The organism is Streptomyces sp. TRM64462 (genome assembly GCF_013362995.1).
Lineage (GTDB): Bacteria > Actinomycetota > Actinomycetes > Streptomycetales > Streptomycetaceae > Streptomyces.
Genome location: NZ_JABWDV010000191.1, coordinates 1 through 14,944, shown reverse-complemented (window position 1 = coordinate 14,944; position 14,944 = coordinate 1). Strand labels below are relative to the sequence as shown.

At 73.0% G+C, this 14,944-nt stretch carries 13 protein-coding genes and 1 riboswitch; of the genes, 4 read left to right on the top strand and 9 right to left on the bottom strand.

Annotation, left to right across the window (positions count from 1 at the left end; translation table 11 throughout):
- Nucleotides 1-248 precede the first annotated feature (248 nt).
- Both HTZ82_RS08885 and HTZ82_RS08880 read right to left on the bottom strand, forming a co-directional pair.
- A complete protein-coding gene (locus tag HTZ82_RS08885; RefSeq protein ID WP_175408760.1) occupies nt 249-698 on the bottom strand; it encodes an SRPBCC family protein in 450 nt (149 codons plus the stop codon).
- A 58-nt stretch (nt 699-756) separates the two neighbouring features.
- Complete coding sequence (locus tag HTZ82_RS08880) at nt 757-1,533, bottom strand: metallophosphoesterase (protein WP_175408759.1); 777 nt, start codon at nt 1,531-1,533, stop codon at nt 757-759.
- Between the two features lie 302 nt (nt 1,534-1,835).
- Between HTZ82_RS08880 and HTZ82_RS08875 the strand changes: the two genes are divergently transcribed.
- The gene (locus tag HTZ82_RS08875; RefSeq protein WP_175408758.1) at nt 1,836-3,650 is read left to right on the top strand and encodes a long-chain fatty acid--CoA ligase; all 1,815 of its coding nucleotides are present in this window, start codon (nt 1,836-1,838) and stop codon (nt 3,648-3,650) included.
- 72 nt (nt 3,651-3,722) lie between these two features.
- On the opposite strand, the gene HTZ82_RS08870 is transcribed toward HTZ82_RS08875, so the two are convergent.
- The gene (locus HTZ82_RS08870; RefSeq protein WP_175408757.1) at nt 3,723-4,865 is read right to left on the bottom strand and encodes a glycosyltransferase family 4 protein; all 1,143 of its coding nucleotides are present in this window, start codon (nt 4,863-4,865) and stop codon (nt 3,723-3,725) included.
- Nucleotides 4,866-4,996: 131 nt separating this feature from the next.
- Here HTZ82_RS08870 and HTZ82_RS08865 point away from each other — a divergent pair, with 131 nt between their 5' ends.
- Nucleotides 4,997-6,268 carry a glycosyltransferase 87 family protein gene (locus tag HTZ82_RS08865; protein WP_175408756.1) on the top strand — a complete coding sequence of 424 codons (1,272 nt, stop codon included), beginning with the start codon at nt 4,997-4,999 and terminating at the stop codon, nt 6,266-6,268.
- Here the strand turns inward: HTZ82_RS08865 and HTZ82_RS08860 are convergent.
- From HTZ82_RS08860 to HTZ82_RS08840, 5 genes are all read right to left on the bottom strand, one after another.
- Complete coding sequence (locus HTZ82_RS08860; RefSeq protein WP_375540794.1) at nt 6,238-7,512, bottom strand: hypothetical protein; 1,275 nt, start codon at nt 7,510-7,512, stop codon at nt 6,238-6,240. The genes HTZ82_RS08865 and HTZ82_RS08860 overlap by 31 nt on opposite strands.
- A gap of 39 nt (nt 7,513-7,551) precedes the next feature.
- Nucleotides 7,552-8,583: a C40 family peptidase gene (locus HTZ82_RS08855; RefSeq protein ID WP_175408755.1), complete on the bottom strand. Its 1,032-nt coding sequence runs from the start codon at nt 8,581-8,583 to the stop codon at nt 7,552-7,554.
- 255 nt (nt 8,584-8,838) lie between these two features.
- Complete coding sequence (locus HTZ82_RS08850) at nt 8,839-9,864, bottom strand: C40 family peptidase (protein ID WP_175408754.1); 1,026 nt, start codon at nt 9,862-9,864, stop codon at nt 8,839-8,841.
- Nucleotides 9,865-10,185: 321 nt separating this feature from the next.
- Complete coding sequence (locus HTZ82_RS08845; protein ID WP_375540793.1) at nt 10,186-11,592, bottom strand: NYN domain-containing protein; 1,407 nt, start codon at nt 11,590-11,592, stop codon at nt 10,186-10,188.
- Between the two features lie 60 nt (nt 11,593-11,652).
- Entirely contained in the window at nt 11,653-11,895 is a 243-nt protein-coding gene (locus HTZ82_RS08840) for a hypothetical protein (protein ID WP_175408753.1), read from the bottom strand.
- A gap of 178 nt (nt 11,896-12,073) precedes the next feature.
- On the opposite strand from HTZ82_RS08840, the gene HTZ82_RS08835 reads away from it, so the two are divergent.
- Nucleotides 12,074-12,793, top strand: coding sequence for a rhomboid family intramembrane serine protease (locus HTZ82_RS08835; RefSeq protein WP_175408752.1), 720 nt, complete (start codon nt 12,074-12,076; stop codon nt 12,791-12,793).
- Entirely contained in the window at nt 12,790-13,071 is a 282-nt protein-coding gene (locus HTZ82_RS08830) for an Lrp/AsnC family transcriptional regulator (protein WP_175408751.1), read from the top strand. The genes HTZ82_RS08835 and HTZ82_RS08830 overlap by 4 nt, the downstream gene beginning before the upstream one ends.
- A 72-nt stretch (nt 13,072-13,143) precedes the next feature.
- Here HTZ82_RS08830 and HTZ82_RS08825 read toward each other — a convergent pair whose 3' ends face one another.
- A complete protein-coding gene (locus HTZ82_RS08825) occupies nt 13,144-14,508 on the bottom strand; it encodes an aminotransferase class V-fold PLP-dependent enzyme (protein WP_175408750.1) in 1,365 nt (454 codons plus the stop codon).
- 165 nt (nt 14,509-14,673) lie between these two features.
- Nucleotides 14,674-14,791: riboswitch (SAM riboswitch) on the bottom strand.
- Nucleotides 14,792-14,944: the final 153 nt, after the last annotated feature.

Below are 14,944 nucleotides of genomic sequence, written 5' to 3'. Positions count from 1 at the left end.
AGTGCTTGGGGGTGGGGGTACCTCCCTGGACGAAGTCCTTGGGGGAGAACGCATGCCCACAGCAAAACCGGCGGCACAGGCCGGCGCACCGTCCCACAGCGGAACCGGCAGTACAGGACCAGCCCATCGTCCCGCAGCGAAACCGGCCGTACCGGCCCAGCGCACCGCCCCACAGTGAACCCGGCGGTATCGGACCAGCCCACCGCCCCACAGTGAACCCGGCGGCACAGGCCGACCCGGCGTGGGGCCTAGGACTTGGTGGTGGACTCCACGCGCTTCTTCAGGCCGGCCAGGGCCCTGTCGATGATGACCTTTTCCGCCTTGCGCTTGATCATGCCGAGCATGGGGATCTTGACATCGACCGTCAGCTGGTACGTGACCTCGGTGCGGGTGCCGGACGTGAGCGGGGTCAGGGTGTAGGAGCCGTCGAGGCCGCGGAGCATCTGGGACTTGACGAGGGTCCAGCTCACCTCGTGGTCGCCGGTCCAGGTGTACGCCAGGGTGTGGTCGTCGCGGATCGCGCCGGCGTCCAGCAGGAGGCGGACCTCTTCGGCGCGGCCGGCCGCGTCCTCGGACAGGACCTCGGCCTCCTTGACCTCGCCCGTCCACTCCGGGTAGCGCGCGAAGTCCGCGATCACGCCCATGACGTCGGCCGGTGCCGCCTCGATCGTGATGCTGGAGCTGGTGTGTTCCGCCATCGCTGTGGCTCCTCCGGAGGGCTCGGTACGTGGGGGAAGGCTATCGCGCCGCCACCCGTCACCATTCCAGGGCCCAGGGCCGCCCCGAGGAGGCGAAGTGGCCCACGTTCACGCACTCCGTCGCGCCGATCCGCATGCGCCGCGCCAGCGGCTGGTGGACGTGCCCGAAGAGCGCGTAGCGCGGGCGTACCCGGTGGATGGCCTCCAGCAGCGCGCCGCTGCCGCGTTCGAAGCGGCGGGCCACCGTGTCGTACGTCAGCTCGGGGACGTCCGGCGGGATGTGCGAGCACAGGACGTCGACCTCGCCCAGCGCCTCGACCTTCGCCGCGTACTCCTCCTCCGGGATCTCGTACGGGGTGCGCATGGGCGACGGGAGCCCGCCGCCCACGAAGCCGAAGACGCGGCCGCCGATCTCGACGCGCTGGCCGTCCAGGACGGTCGTGCCGGGGCGGGCGTACTCGGGCCACAGGGCGGGGATGTCGACGTTCCCGTATGTGGCGTACGTCGGCGCCGGGAAGGCGGCGAACAGCTCGGCGTACTGGGCGCGCACCGCCGATTCGACGGCCTCGCCGCGCTCCACGCCCTGCTTCGCCAGCTCGGCCCACAGGTCGCGGGCGAAGGCGCGGGCCTCCTCGAAACGGCGGGCGGTGCGCAGGGCGACGATCCGGTCGGCGTTGGCCTCGCCGAAGAGTTGAGGGAAGATGCCGCGCGAGTGGTCGTCGTAGTCGAGGAAGAGCACCAGGTCGCCGAGGCAGACGAGGGCGTCCGCGCCGTCCCCCGCCCGCGCCAGGTCCTTGGCGTTCCCGTGTACGTCGCTGACTACATGCACGCGCATGGAAACTCACCTTACGGGCCGCCCGAGCGGCGTCCCACAGGGGTTCCGGCCGCTCTTGTCACGGGCCGGACCTGCGGTTACTTCCTAGTCGACACGCACGTGGACTACTGTGCGCGAAGACCGCCCACCACGTGTGACGCACAGAACATCTGGCCAGGACCCCCTATCGGGAACCCAGTACTGATGGGTAACGTCCGGGCAGTCCAGTCGTGCTCACCCCACTGAGTGCGTGCCTGTCTTGGACCGCAAACCGGCGCATCACACAGAGCCGTGGCGTCGGCGCCCGATGAGGAGCAGCAGTCTTGCGCGAGTTCAGCCTTCCGGCCCTGTACGAGGTCCCCGCGGACGGCAATCTGACCGATCTCATCCGCCGCAACGCCGCGCAGCACCCAGACGTGGCCGTCATGGCCCGCAAGGAGGGCAAGGACGGCGCGGACGGCTCCTGGACGGACGTCACAGCCGCCGGCTTCCTGGCCGAGGTGCGTGCCGCGGCCAAGGGCCTGATCGCGCGGGGCGTACGGCCCGGCGACCGCGTCGCGCTGATCTCGCGCACGCGCTACGAGTGGGTCCAGCTCGACTTCGCGATCTGGAGCGCGGGCGCGGTCACCGTGCCGGTGTACGAGACGAGTTCGCCGGAGCAGATCCAGTGGATCCTCGGTGACTCGGGCGCCGTCGCGGTGATCGTGGAGAGCGAGGCGCACGCCGCGTCCGTCGCCCAGGTGCGGGACGCGCTGCCGAACCTGAAGCAGGTGTGGCGGATCGACGGCGGCGCCGTCGCGGAGCTCACCGCGGCCGGCCGGGACGTCACGGACGAGGCGGTCGACGAGGCGTCCGCGTCCGCCAAGGCGGACGACGTGGCGACGATCGTCTACACCTCGGGCACCACGGGCCGGCCGAAGGGCTGTGTGCTGACCCACCGGAACTTCTTCGCCGAGTGCGGCAATCTCGTGGAGCGGCTGAAGCCGCTGTTCCGGACGGGCGAGTCGTCCGTGCTGCTGTTCCTGCCGGCCGCGCATGTCTTCGGGCGGATGGTGGAGGTCGCGTCGGTGCTGGCGCCGATCCGGCTCGGCTGCCTGCCGGACATCAAGACCCTCACGGACGAGCTGGCGTCGTTCCGGCCCACGCTGATCCTGGGTGTGCCCCGCGTCTTCGAGAAGGTCTACAACGCGGCGCGGGCGAAGGCCCATGCGGACGGCAAGGGCAAGATCTTCGACAAGGCCGCGGAGACCGCGATCGCGTACAGCAAGGCGAAGTCCACGCCGGGCGGTCCCTCGCTGACGCTGCGGCTCAGGCACAAGCTGTTCGACGCGCTGGTGTACAGCAAGCTGCGCGCGGTGCTGGGTGGGCGCTGCGAGTTCGCCATCTCGGGCGGCGCGCCGCTGGGTGAGCGGCTCGGCCACTTCTACAGCGGCATCGGCTTCACGGTGCTCGAAGGCTACGGCCTGACGGAGTCGTGCGCGGCGACCGCCTTCACCCCGTGGGACCGGCAGAAGATCGGCACGGTCGGGCAGCCGCTGCCGGGCTCGAAGGTCCGGATCGCCGACGACGGCGAGGTGCTGCTGCACGGCGAGAACGTGTTCACGGGCTACTGGAAGAACGAGGCCGCGACGGCGGAGGCGCTGGTGGACGGCTGGTTCCACACGGGCGACATCGGCACGCTCGACGAGGACGGCTACCTGTCCATCACGGGCCGCAAAAAGGAGATCCTGGTCACGGCGGGCGGCAAGAACGTGGCGCCCGCCGTCATCGAGGACCGCATCCGCGGGCACGCCCTGGTCGCGGAGTGCATGGTGGTCGGCGACGGCCGCCCGTTCGTGGGCGCCCTGGTCACGCTGGACGAGGAGTTCCTGGGCCGCTGGGCGGCCGAGCACGGCAAGCCGGCCGGTTCGACGGCGGAGTCCCTGCGCGAGGACCCGGAGCTGCTGGCCGAGGTGCAGAAGGCCGTCGACGACGGCAACGCGGCGGTGTCGAAGGCGGAGTCGGTGCGCAGGTTCCGGGTCCTGCCGGCCCAGTTCACCGAGGAGGCCGGGCACATCACGCCGTCGCTGAAGCTGAAGCGGAACGTGGTGGCGAAGGACTTCGCGGACGAGATCGAAGCGATCTACCGCCCGGCGTAGGACACCCCGTGTAGGACACCGCGCGGAAGCCCGAAGGGGCAGGGAGCCTAGGCTCCCTGCCCCTTCGGGCTTCTACAGGAGTTCCCTCAGGCGGTCCGCCAGCAGGTCCCAGCGCCACCTCTGCTCGACCCACTCCCGGCCCCGCTCCCCCATCTTGCGGCGCAGCTCCGGGTCCTGGAGCAGCGGCACGATCCGCTCGGCCGCGTCGCGCGGCGAGCCGCCCCGTACGACCCAGCCCGTCTCGCCCTCCAGTACGGCGTCCGGCGCGCCGCCCGAGTCCCCGGCGACGACCGGGAGGCCCGTGGCGGACGCCTCCAGGTAGACGATGCCGAGCCCCTCGACGTCCAGGCCGCCGCGCCGCGTCCTGCAGGGCATCGCGAACACGTCGCCCGCCCCGTAGTGCGCGGGCAGCTCCGCCCACGGCACGGCGCCCGTGAACCGTACGGAACCGGCCACGCCCGTCGTCCGGGCGAGGCGGCGCAGCTCCTTCTCGTACGGGCCGCCCCCGACGATCAGCAGCACGGCGTCCGGCACCTCGGCGAGGATCGCCGGCATGGCCTGGATCAGCGTGTCCTGGCCCTTGCGCGGCACCAGCCGCGAGACGCACACGACCACCGGCCGGTCCGTGAGGCCGAGCCGCTCGCGCACCTCCGCGCCGCCCGAGCCGGGGTGGAACGTCGTCTCGTCCACGCCCGGCGGAAGCTGCGTCATCCGCGCCGCGGCCTGCGGGGTGAGCGCTCCGGCGATCCGGGAGCGCGTGTACTCGCCCAGGTACGTGAGCGTGTCCGTGCCCTCGCCGATCCGGCGCAGCAACTGCCGCGCACCCGGCAGCTGGGCCCACCCGGCCTCGTGGCCGTGCGTCGTCGCGACCAGCCGCCGCGCACCGGCCCGGCGCAGCGCTGGGCCCATCAGCCCGAGCGGCGCGGCCGCCCCGAACCACACCGACTCGCAGCCGTGCGTGCGCAGCAGCTCCACCGCGCGGGCGGTGACCCTGGGGGTCGGCAGCAGCATCGTCGTACGGTCGCGGACAACCTCGAAGGGCTGTTCGGCGTCGAACTTGGCGGTGGCGTCGGCGCCTTCCCGTCCGCGCTTCCAGGTGGAGGCGTAGACGACGACGCGGTCGGGGTCCAGACGCAGCGCCATGTTGTGGAGGAACGCCTGGATCCCGCCGGGCCGGGGCGGGAAGTCGTTCGTTACGATCAGCGTCTTGTGCATCGTGGCCGACAGTACCGAACGGCCAGGCCGCACCGCTCGCGCACCCGCACCACCGCGCACCGACCGCGCACCACCGCGTACCACCGCCCAGACCCGAGCCCGATGAGACAACGAGACCGGACGAGGTACCGATGAAGCACACGAGCGGATCACGGCTTCCCCTGGCGGCCGTCTGGCTGCTCAGCAGGGCCGTCCTCCTGCTCTACACCTTCAGGATCGTCTTCGTCCCGGGGCCGGACGTCACCACGGACGTCTCGGTGATCTACCACAACTGGTACCAGGTGCTCAGTGCCGGAACGTATCCGCTGGACGACGTCACCTGGCAGTACCCGCCGGCCGCCGCGTTCGCGATCCTCTCCCCCGGGCTGCTGCCGTTCCTGGAGTACGCGCACGCGTTCTTCGTGCTCGCCCTGATCTGCGACGCGGCCGTGTTCGGGCTGCTGATGTACGCGGGCGGGCGGCCCGGCAAGTGCCGTGCGGGCGCCTGGGTGTGGGTGATCGGCCTGCCGCTCCTCGGCCCGACCGCGTACGCCCGGTACGACGTGATGGTCACGGCCGTCGCCGTGGCCGCGCTGCTCGCCGGGGTGAGCAACCCGCGCACGATGGGCACGCTGGCCGGGGTCGGCGCGCTGCTGAAGGTGTGGCCGGTGCTGCTGCTCGTGGGCACGGCCCGGGGGCGGGTGACGCGCCGCGCGTGGCCGGCCGCGGCGGCGTCGGGTGCGGCGGTGCTGCTGGCGTGCGTCGTGGCGGCGCCGGGTGCGCTGGCGTTCCTGACGTTCCAGCGGGACCGGGGCACGGAGGTCGAGTCGCTGGGCTCGCTGGTCTTCCACGTGGCGCGGTTCTTCGGCGCGTGGGAGGGCGAGGTACGGCTGAACTACGGGTCGGTGGAGTTCCTCGGCCCGTACGTCCCGCTGGTCAGCAGGGCCGCCATGGTGCTGACGCTGCTGGCGTTCGCCTGGCTGCTGCTGTGGCGGCTGCGGGCGCGCGAGTTCGGTACGACGACGCTGGGCGACGCGGCGTTCACCGCGGTGCTGCTGTTCACGACGACGAGCCGGGTGATCAGCCCGCAGTACATGCTGTGGCTGGTCGGTCTCGCGTCGGTGTGCCTGGTGTGGCGGGCGAGCCGGATGCGTCCCGCGGCGATCCTGGTGCTGGTGGCGACCGGTGTGACGCTGCTGGAGTTCCCGATCTGGTTCTCGCACGTGGTGGCCAGCGACGGGCTGGGCCTGACGCTGCTGCTCGTACGGAACGGGCTGCTGGTGGCGGCGTCGCTGATGGCGTGCCGGCAGCTGTGGCTGCAGACGGTCACGGAGCCGCGGCTGCGCGAGGCGGCCGGGGCGGCGGGCCGGGTGCCGGCGCAGGCCACGGCGGCTCAGCGCGACGGGGCGCTGCTGAACTCCTGACGCAGCCGGTCCCGCCAGGCCCAGGTGAACGCGTCGGACGTCGTGTCCAGCACGTCCCGGAACGCCCGCTCGGCACCGGACGCGCCGGCCAGGCGGTAGAACGCGGTCAGCTTGTCCTCGCCCCACCGGTCGGCGATCAGCTCGCAGGCCAGCCAGCCGCCCGCGTAGGCACGGGCGACGGTTCCGGCGTCGCCGCCGAAGGTGAAGTCGGCGTCGCCCGGCAGCGCGTCGGGCAGGTTCCCGGCCCGTACGGCGTCCCGCAGCTCGGGGGCGTTCTCGGCGGGTGTGCGGCCGCTGCCGCGGTAGGCGGCCCAGTCGGCGAAGCCCTCCGAGAGCCAGAGCGGCGTGGCGGCCGTGGTGTGGGCGCGGGTCGCGACGTGGACGGTCTCGTGGGTGAGGACGAACCGCTGCCCGAAGTCCCCGAGGCCGCCGTACGCCTCGGGGTTCACGATCACGCGGTCGGCCGACCCGTCCGCGTGAGCGCCGCCACCGGGGCCGGTACGCCCGGTGGTGACCGCGGCGATGCCCCGGTACGCGTCGGCCGGCTGCCCCATGAGCTGCCCCAGCGCGTCCACCGAGCGCGGCACCAGCACCACGACGCGGCCCGCCCACTCCCCGGGCCAGGCGGCCTGGACGGCGGGTACGGCGCGGTCGGCGACGGCGGCGACATCCCGGAGCCGTGCCGGGTCGTGGCCGACGCCCAGGACCAGGCTGCGGGCGCCGCGCACGACCTGGACGGGGCCCTGCTCCCACAGCTGCGGGGCGGCTCCGGGGGCGGGGCGGTCGGCCGTGACGCGCCAGCCGCCGGCGCGGTCGTCACGGGTGAGCTCCAGGACGCGGCCGCCGGTCACGGGCCCGGTGTCGTGGCCGGTCAGCGTGTGGCTCAGCTCGGCCCGCACGGTCGCCCGCGCCCCGTCCCGCTTCACGTCGATGATCCGGTACGCCCAGGTGGCGAGCGGTACGTCGGCGAGATGGGCGGCGGGGTCGCCGGGCGGCACGTCATGGCCCAGCACGGCGGCGGCCCGCCGGTCCAGCGCGGCCTGCACCGCGGTACGGAGCTCGGGCTCGGGCGCCGTCACGGTGACGGCCGGGACCGCCGACGCCGCCCCGGGCGCCGGCCCCGGAGCCGTACAACCGGCGAGGACGGCGACGGACACCAGCACCGCCGGCCCCGCCAGGGCCGCGGCGGTACGGCGCCGGCGGCCCTGCCGTACCGGCGTCGGTCCGTGTTCCTGTCGGTTCACGCACCCGATCGTACGGGCGGCGGTGCGGGGAACCGGTCGTCAGACGCGGGTGACCGCCGAGATCGGCATCATGCCGACCGGGTCGTACCGCACCGGCGCGCCCGGGTAGGGGGCGTGGACGACCTGGCCGTTGCCCATGTACATCGCGACGTGGCTGGCGTCCGACCGGTAGGTGACCAGGTCGCCGGGGCGGGCCTCGGAGAGGGAGACGTGCCGCCCCGCGTTGCGCTGCCCCTGCGAGGTGCGGGGCAGGCCGACACCGGCCTGGGCGTACGACCACTGCATGAGGCCCGAGCAGTCGAAGCCGTGCGGCCCGTTGGCACCCCACACGTACGGTTTGCCGACCGCCGAGCGGGCCGCCTCCACGGCGATGGCGGCCCTGCCGGACGCGGCCCCGCCGGAGACCGGCGGCAGGGCGCTGTCGTCGCGGCCGGAGCGGGAGGCCCGGTCGAAGGCGTCGCGCTCCTCGGTGGGCAGCGAGTTGAGCAGGGCGCGGGCGTCGGCGAGCTTCTTCTCGACGACGCGCTTGTGGCGGGCGACCGCCGCCCGGCTGCGCTCCAGTTCGGCGAGGGTGCGGGTGGCTTCGCTGCGCTCCTGGTCCAGTCGGCGCTGGGCGCGGCGGAGTTCGCTGAGGGCGCCGGCCTGCCGTTCGCTGATCCGGTCGAGGACGGCGGCCTTCTCCAGGTACGTGTCGGGGTCCTCGGAGAGCATCAGCGCGAGCGCCGGGTCGATGCCGCCCGAGCGGTACTGGGCGCCGGCGACGGAACCGAGGGCGCCGCGCATGCGGTTGATGCGCTCCTGGCCGCGGGCGACGCTGTCCTGGGCCTGGTCGACCTGCTCGCGCAGCCGGTCGGCGTGCTCGTCGGCCTCGTTGAAGCTCTCCGTGGCCTTCTCGGCCTCGGCGTAGAGGCGGTCGACGCGGGCGCGGGTGGCGTCGGCCGGGTCGGCGGGCTCGGCGGCCACCGGGGTCGCGCCGAAGGCGGCGGCCGCCGTGGCCGCCGCGGCGGACAGGACGGTGACCTTGGCGCTCCTGTGGAGGCCCGGGTGTGAGGGACGGCGATGGGACGCCACGGACCGCGCTCCCTTCAGCTGTACGCAGGGCTGTTGCGCGGCAGACAGTAGCCGGGTGGCCAGGGCCGGACCAAAGACCTCAGGATCCGTACAAAATGACGCGCCGCCGGGAATCACAGGTCACCGGCGGGGCGTGGCGTCAGCTTGGGAGCGGGGATTTCCCCCGATCGGGCGCGTATGACGGGCGGTTCGGGCCGCTTCCCGGCGTGCCGCCCATATGAGATGAGCGGGTGCGCCGCCCGCGGCCCGGATGCGTCAGATGCGGACGCCGAACTGGAAGTCGCCGAGGTAGTTCATCGACTCGTAGCGGACGACCGTGCCGGGCTTCGGGGCGTGCAGGACGGTGTTGTTGCCCGCGTAGAGGCCGACGTGCGCGAGGTTGTTGAAGAACACCAGGTCGCCGGGCTTGAGCTGGCTGCGGCCGATCTTCACGCCGTCGTTGTGCTGTGTGAAGGTGGTGCGCGAGATGCTCACGCCCGCCTGGCGGTAGGCCCACTGGGTCAGGCCGGAGCAGTCGTACGAGTTGGGGCCCTCGGCGCCGGACACGTACGGCTTGCCGACCTGTGTGGCGGCGGCGCTGAGCGCGGCGGCGCCGCGCTGCGATGCTGGCACCTCGTTGCCGAGTTCGACGCGGTCGGCGGCGGCGCGGCTGGCGCGCCGCTCCTCCTCCTGCATCTTCCGCCGCTCCTCGGCGGTGAGCGTGTTGAGGAGCTTCTGGGCCTCGGCCAGCTTGGCCTGGAACTTCTTCTTCTTCTCACCGAGCGTCTTGCGGACGTCCTCGAGGTCGGCGAGCTTCGTGGTGGCCTCGGCGCGCTGCTGGGCGAGGGTGCGCTGCTTGGCCTGGATGGACTCCAGCGTCTCGGCCTGCTTGGCGCTGAGCTGGCCGATCGCGGAGGCCTTGTCGAGGTAGTCGTCCGGGTCGGAGGAGAGGAAGAGCTGGAGCGCGGGGTCGATGCCGCCGTTGCGGTACTGGGCGCTGGCGACCGAACCGATGCCGGCGCGGAGGGAGTTGAGCTCCTCCTGGCCGCGGGCGACCTGGTCCTGGAGCGCGCTGATCTCCTTCTGGAGCTTCTCGCGGCGCTCGTCGGCGAGGTTGAACTGCTCGGTGGCCGCTTCGGCCTCGTGGTGGAGTTCGTCGACCTTGGCCTTGACCTCGCTCTTGCTGGGCCGGGGGTCGGCCTGGGCAGTCTGGGAGGTGAGGGCGACGGCGGCCGCGGCGGTCGCGGTGAGCACGGTCACGCGGGCGCGGCTCGGCTGCTTGGGTCGACGGTGGGACGCCACGGAGGCGAGCTCCTTCTTCCTAGAGCCGCCTGCCGGGCTGGGGGTCGCGCCCCGGCTCCGTGCGACACACGTCCGGTTCCCCCGCGAAATGGCCCCGGACAGCACGGAATAGGCGGTTCCTTCACGGTCGCCCCGGATGGGCGATCAACCGCGCGAAGGTTCGAGGCCAGACCCTAGTGACCAAGTTGTGATCAGTTCAAATCCTCATGGGAAAAATCTCGCCCGCCAGGCACTTTCTTTACTTCCGCCCCACACTGCGTCATGGGCGGTTGACGGTACGTCCCACGAGTGGCGGCTCAAATCGGGCATGACGCCCAGGAGTTACGACAGCCGCGAAAGCCGCTTCAGCAACATCACGGACGCGACGGGCCGCGCGCCCGACTTGGCGACGCCGTCGGCCACTTCGCGGTCGCTGGACACGACCACCACGGGCCTGCCCGGCGGCTCGGCGCGGACGAGCTGGCGGATCAGCTCGTCGGCGGTGACGCCCGGCTTCGAGAACAGCACCCGCACGCCGCGCGGCGGGGCCAGCAGCACGGGGGCGGCCAGCTCGGCGCCGTCGAAGACGCAGGTGACCTCGGCGCCGGAGCGGGCGGCGAGCGCCGAGAGCCCGCCGAGCAGCCGGAGCCGCTGCTTCTCCAGCGGCATCGTGGGATAGCCGGTCTTGGTGACGTTGTAGCCGTCGACGACCAGGTGGGCCTGCGGTAGTGCGAGCAGCTGGTCGAGGAGCGCCGGGTCGGTCTCGGACAGCGCGCGGGCGGCGATGTCCTTGGGCGACATCCGGCCGGGCTCCACGGCGTCCACGGAGTCCGCGGGCCGTACGGAGACGGGCGGCAGGGCCAGTTCGCGGCGCAGGCCCTGGGCGGCCTCCAGGACGGTGTCCAGCAGCAGCCGGAGCCGTACGTCCTCCACGGAGCGGCCCTCGCGGGCGGCCCGGCGGCTGGCCTCCAGGGCGGCCTCGGTCTCACCGAGCCGGGCCTTGAGGCGGCGGGTCTCGCTCTCGGCGGCGGAGACACGGCCGGCCGCCTCGGCCTTGATGCCGTCGATGTCGGCCTGGGTGCGGCGCAGGGCGGCCTCGCCGCGCTTGACGTCGCTCTGGGCGCTGCGGAGCTTGCGCTGAAGCGATTCGGCTTCCTTGCGCGCCGCTTCGAGTTCGGTGCGCAGCCGCTCGGTCTCGGCCCTGGTGCGGTCGCGGGCCTCGGCGAGTTCCTCGCGGAGGCGCTCCAGCTCGCGGCGGCTCTCCTCGTCGACCCGATCGGCGTCGGCGCGCTGCACCTCCTCGCCTGCCGCCGCGACGAGCTTGACCCAGTCGGCGGGGCGCAGGACGTAGGCGGCCGCGGCCACGTCGACGGGGTCGGCGGCCGCGGGCGGTGCGCCCGCCTCGACGGCCCCGGCGAGCTCCGGTTCGGCGGTGCGGAACCGGTCGCCGATCCGCTGCCGGAACACCGGGTCGGTCTCCAGGGCGGCGGCCATGGCGTTGCCGGCGAACCGGGCGCGCCGGCTCGGCGTGAAGCGGGCGTACTGGCGGAGCTGCGCGGGCAGCTCGGCGACGGTCAGGCCGCCGAACGCGTCAGCGACGAGGGCGACGACCCGGCGCCGTACCGCCTCGGGCAGCGGGCGGTCGAGCGCCTCGTCGGCGGGGGCACCACCGGGGGCGCGGCCTGCGGGCTCACCGGCGGTACCGCCGGTACCGCCGGCCGCCTCAGCGCCGCTTGCGGGCTGCGCCACGATCCGTCACCCCACTACCCGTCCGTTCTCACATCCTGCCCGGCCCGTGGCCGGGCCCGCTCAGGAGCCGGTGCCCGGCCTGTCCACCAGCTCGACCTGGTCCACCGCGTTGCACCAGCGGCAGCGGACCGACTCGATGGTCTCACTGACCACCTCGCGCTCCTCGACCGTGGGCTCGCCCGCGAGGTCCAGATGGACGTACTCCACGACCTTGGAGGAGCGTGTCACGTCGAAGCGTGTCAGGTTGCCGCAGAGCGTGCAGCGCCAGCGGGTCTCGGCGGTCGGCAGGGGAACCGTCGTCATGGTGCCGTCGTCCTTCTCATGTCCGGTCGTTCCTTGCGGGAGCCGCGGTGCGCCGTCGAACTGCGGATGCGCCCGGAGCCCGGCCCCGGGTACGCCCGTAACCCTACGGCCTTCCCGGTGCCGCGCGTCCCGGCGAGGCGCTCTGTCCCGCTCACTCCCTTTACGTCATGATCTGTGCATGATCGATTGGCGGGGAGCGGTCCGGGCGGCCGTCACCGGGCCCTCGGTGACGTACGGCGTGATCGGTGTGTGCGCTCTGATCTTCGTGGTCGGGCCCGCGTCCGGACTCAGCACCTCGTACGGGTCGGGGAACGCCCTCGTCGCCGCGCAGAGCGCCTACTTCGAGCGCTGGGGCGTGATTCCGGCGGACCTGCTGGGTGGGGCGGCGGGCGCGCTGCTCACCCCGTTCACCGCCCTGTTCGTGCACGGCAACTGGCTGCACCTGCTGGGGAACATGCTGTTCCTGTTCGTCTTCGGGGCGATGGTCGAGGAGCGCATGGGCCATGTGCGGTTCGGCCTCTTCTACGTCGGCTGCGGCTGCCTCGCGCTGTGCGGGTACGCGCTGGCGTACGCGGGCAGCGCACAGACGCTCGTGGGGGCGTCGGGGGCGATCTCGGGGGTGCTCGGCGCGTTCCTCTACCTCTTCCCGAGGGCCCGGGTGACCAGCCTGTTCCCCTTCCTCTTCTTCCTGCCGCTGCGGTTCCCCGCCTGGATCGTGCTGATCTTCTGGTTCGTGCTCCAGTGGCTGGCGGCGCGCGGCGCGGGCAGCGGCCCCGGCGTCGCGTACCTCGCGCACCTGATCGGCTTCGGCCTGGGGTTCCTCTTCGCGTGGGCGGCCTACCGGGGCATTAGAGTGAAGGCCCCAGCAGCGGCCACCGAGGGAGAGGGACAGCCGTGATCAGCGCGATCGTGCTCATCAAGACCAGCGTGGACCGCATTCCGGAGATCGCGGAGGCGATCGCCGCGCTCGACAGCGTCAGCGAGGTCTTCTCCGTCACCGGTACGTACGACCTCATCGCCATGGTCCGGGTGGCCCGGCACGACGACCTGGCGGACGTCATCCCGGGCCGGATCAGCAAGATCCCGGGCGTCGAGGCGACGGACACGCACGTCGCGTTCCGTACGTACTCGCAGCACGACCTGGAGGCCGCCTTCGCGATCGGCCTGGACGCCTGACGCCCGCCGCCCGACGCCTGACGCCCGCCGCCACACGTCCGTCACCGAATCACCCGGACGGGTGATGCGGAATCAGCCACGGTCGGGCACGCAGCGTCCGTCCTCGGTGCGGTAGCTCCACCGGGCGCCGTCGCGCACCAGCTCGCCGACGGCCCGTACGAAGCGGTCGATGTGCTCGTCCGGCGTACCGGCCCCGAAGCTGACCCGGATCGCGTTGAGGGACCGCTCCCCGGGCCCGGCGTCCGGGGCGCCGCACTCGCCGGGCTCCTGCGGGGCGCCGCCGAGCAGCGTCCGGACCAGCGGGTGGGCGCAGAACAGGCCGTCGCGGACGCCGATCCCGTACTCGGCGGAGAGCGCGGCCGCGAAGTGCGAGCTGTTCCACCCGTCGACGACGAAGGAGATGACGCCGACGCGCGGCGCGTCGTCCCCGAACAGCGACAGCACACGGACGCCCGGCACCTGGGCGAGCCCGTCCGTCACCCGCTCGATCAGCTCCCGCTCCCGCGCCACGAGCGCGTCGAACCCGGCCTCGGTGAGCGCCCGGCAGGCGGAGGCGACGGCGTAGGCGCCGATGACGTTCGGGGAACCGGCCTCGTGCCGGGCGGCCGTGGTGTGCCAGGCGACGTCCACGCCGCCGTCCGCCCGCCGCGCCACCGTCCGCGACGCGCCGCCGCCCGCCAGGTACGGCTCTGCCTCGCGCAGCCAGTCGGCCCGCCCGGCCAGCACACCGGCGCCGAACGGCGCGTACAGCTTGTGCCCGGAGAACGCCACCCAGTCCACGTCCAGGCCGGCGATGTCCACCGGGTGGTGCGGCGCGAGCTGCGCGGCGTCCAGCACGATCCGCGCCCCGTGCGCGTGCGCGGCGGCGGCCAGCTCCCGTACGGGCCACAGCTCACCGGTCACATTGGACGCACCCGTCACGCACACCAGGGCGGGGCCGTGGGGGTCGCGGTCCGCGAGCGCCCGCTCCAGCGTGTCGACGGCCTCGCGCGGGGTGCGGGGCGCGTCGAGGTAGGTGACCCGGGCGTCCCGCCAGGGCAGCAGCGAGGCATGGTGCTCGGTCTCGTACACGAACACCTGGCAGCCGGCGGGCAATGCGCGGGCGAGGAGGTTGAGCGAGTCGGTCGTGGACCGGGTGAACACCACCTGGTCGTCCTCGCGGCAGCCGAGGAACTCCGCGACGGTCCGGCGGCTGTTCTCGAACAGGTCCGTGGAGAGCTGCGACAGGTACCCGGCGCCCCGGTGCACGCTGCCGTAGTACGGCGCGTAGGCGGCGACGTCGTCCCACACCCGCTGGAGCGCGGGCGCGCTGGCGGCGTAGTCGAGCGCCGCATAGGTGACCTCGCCGCCGGTGACGAGCGGCACGGTGACGTCCCGGCCGAGAACGGGCAGGAGGGTACAGACGGACCGGTCGGTGGCGACACTGCTGGCAGACATGGCGAACTCCCGTACAAGGCAGGCGAATTCACTGCGGCGGCGCACAGAGGGGCGCGGGCGCAGGAGAAAAGGGGAAAGGGTGCGCGGAGAAGGGGCCTTCAGCCCTAGCGCATTCGCTTGCTCACGAGACTGCTCCCTCGGGACCAGGACCCCAGGGTGTGCAGGGGTCCGCGCTTGCCGCAGACCTCGCTGCCTGCGGCCTGGTCTTCACCCGGGGCACCCCGCCACGGACGGAGGGTTGCCGGACAGCGGGCCGGGGCCGGAATCGCTGTCACTCATGACCTTGGTGCAGCATCTTGCCATACGCGCCGTGCGGCGCAACCCGCGTCCGCATACCGGACGGCTGGCTTCTCCCCCACCCCGCCCCTTCCCGAACTGGGGGCTCCGCCCCCAGACCCCCGTTCGCGCCTGTGGGGGTACCCCCTGCTCGAAGAGC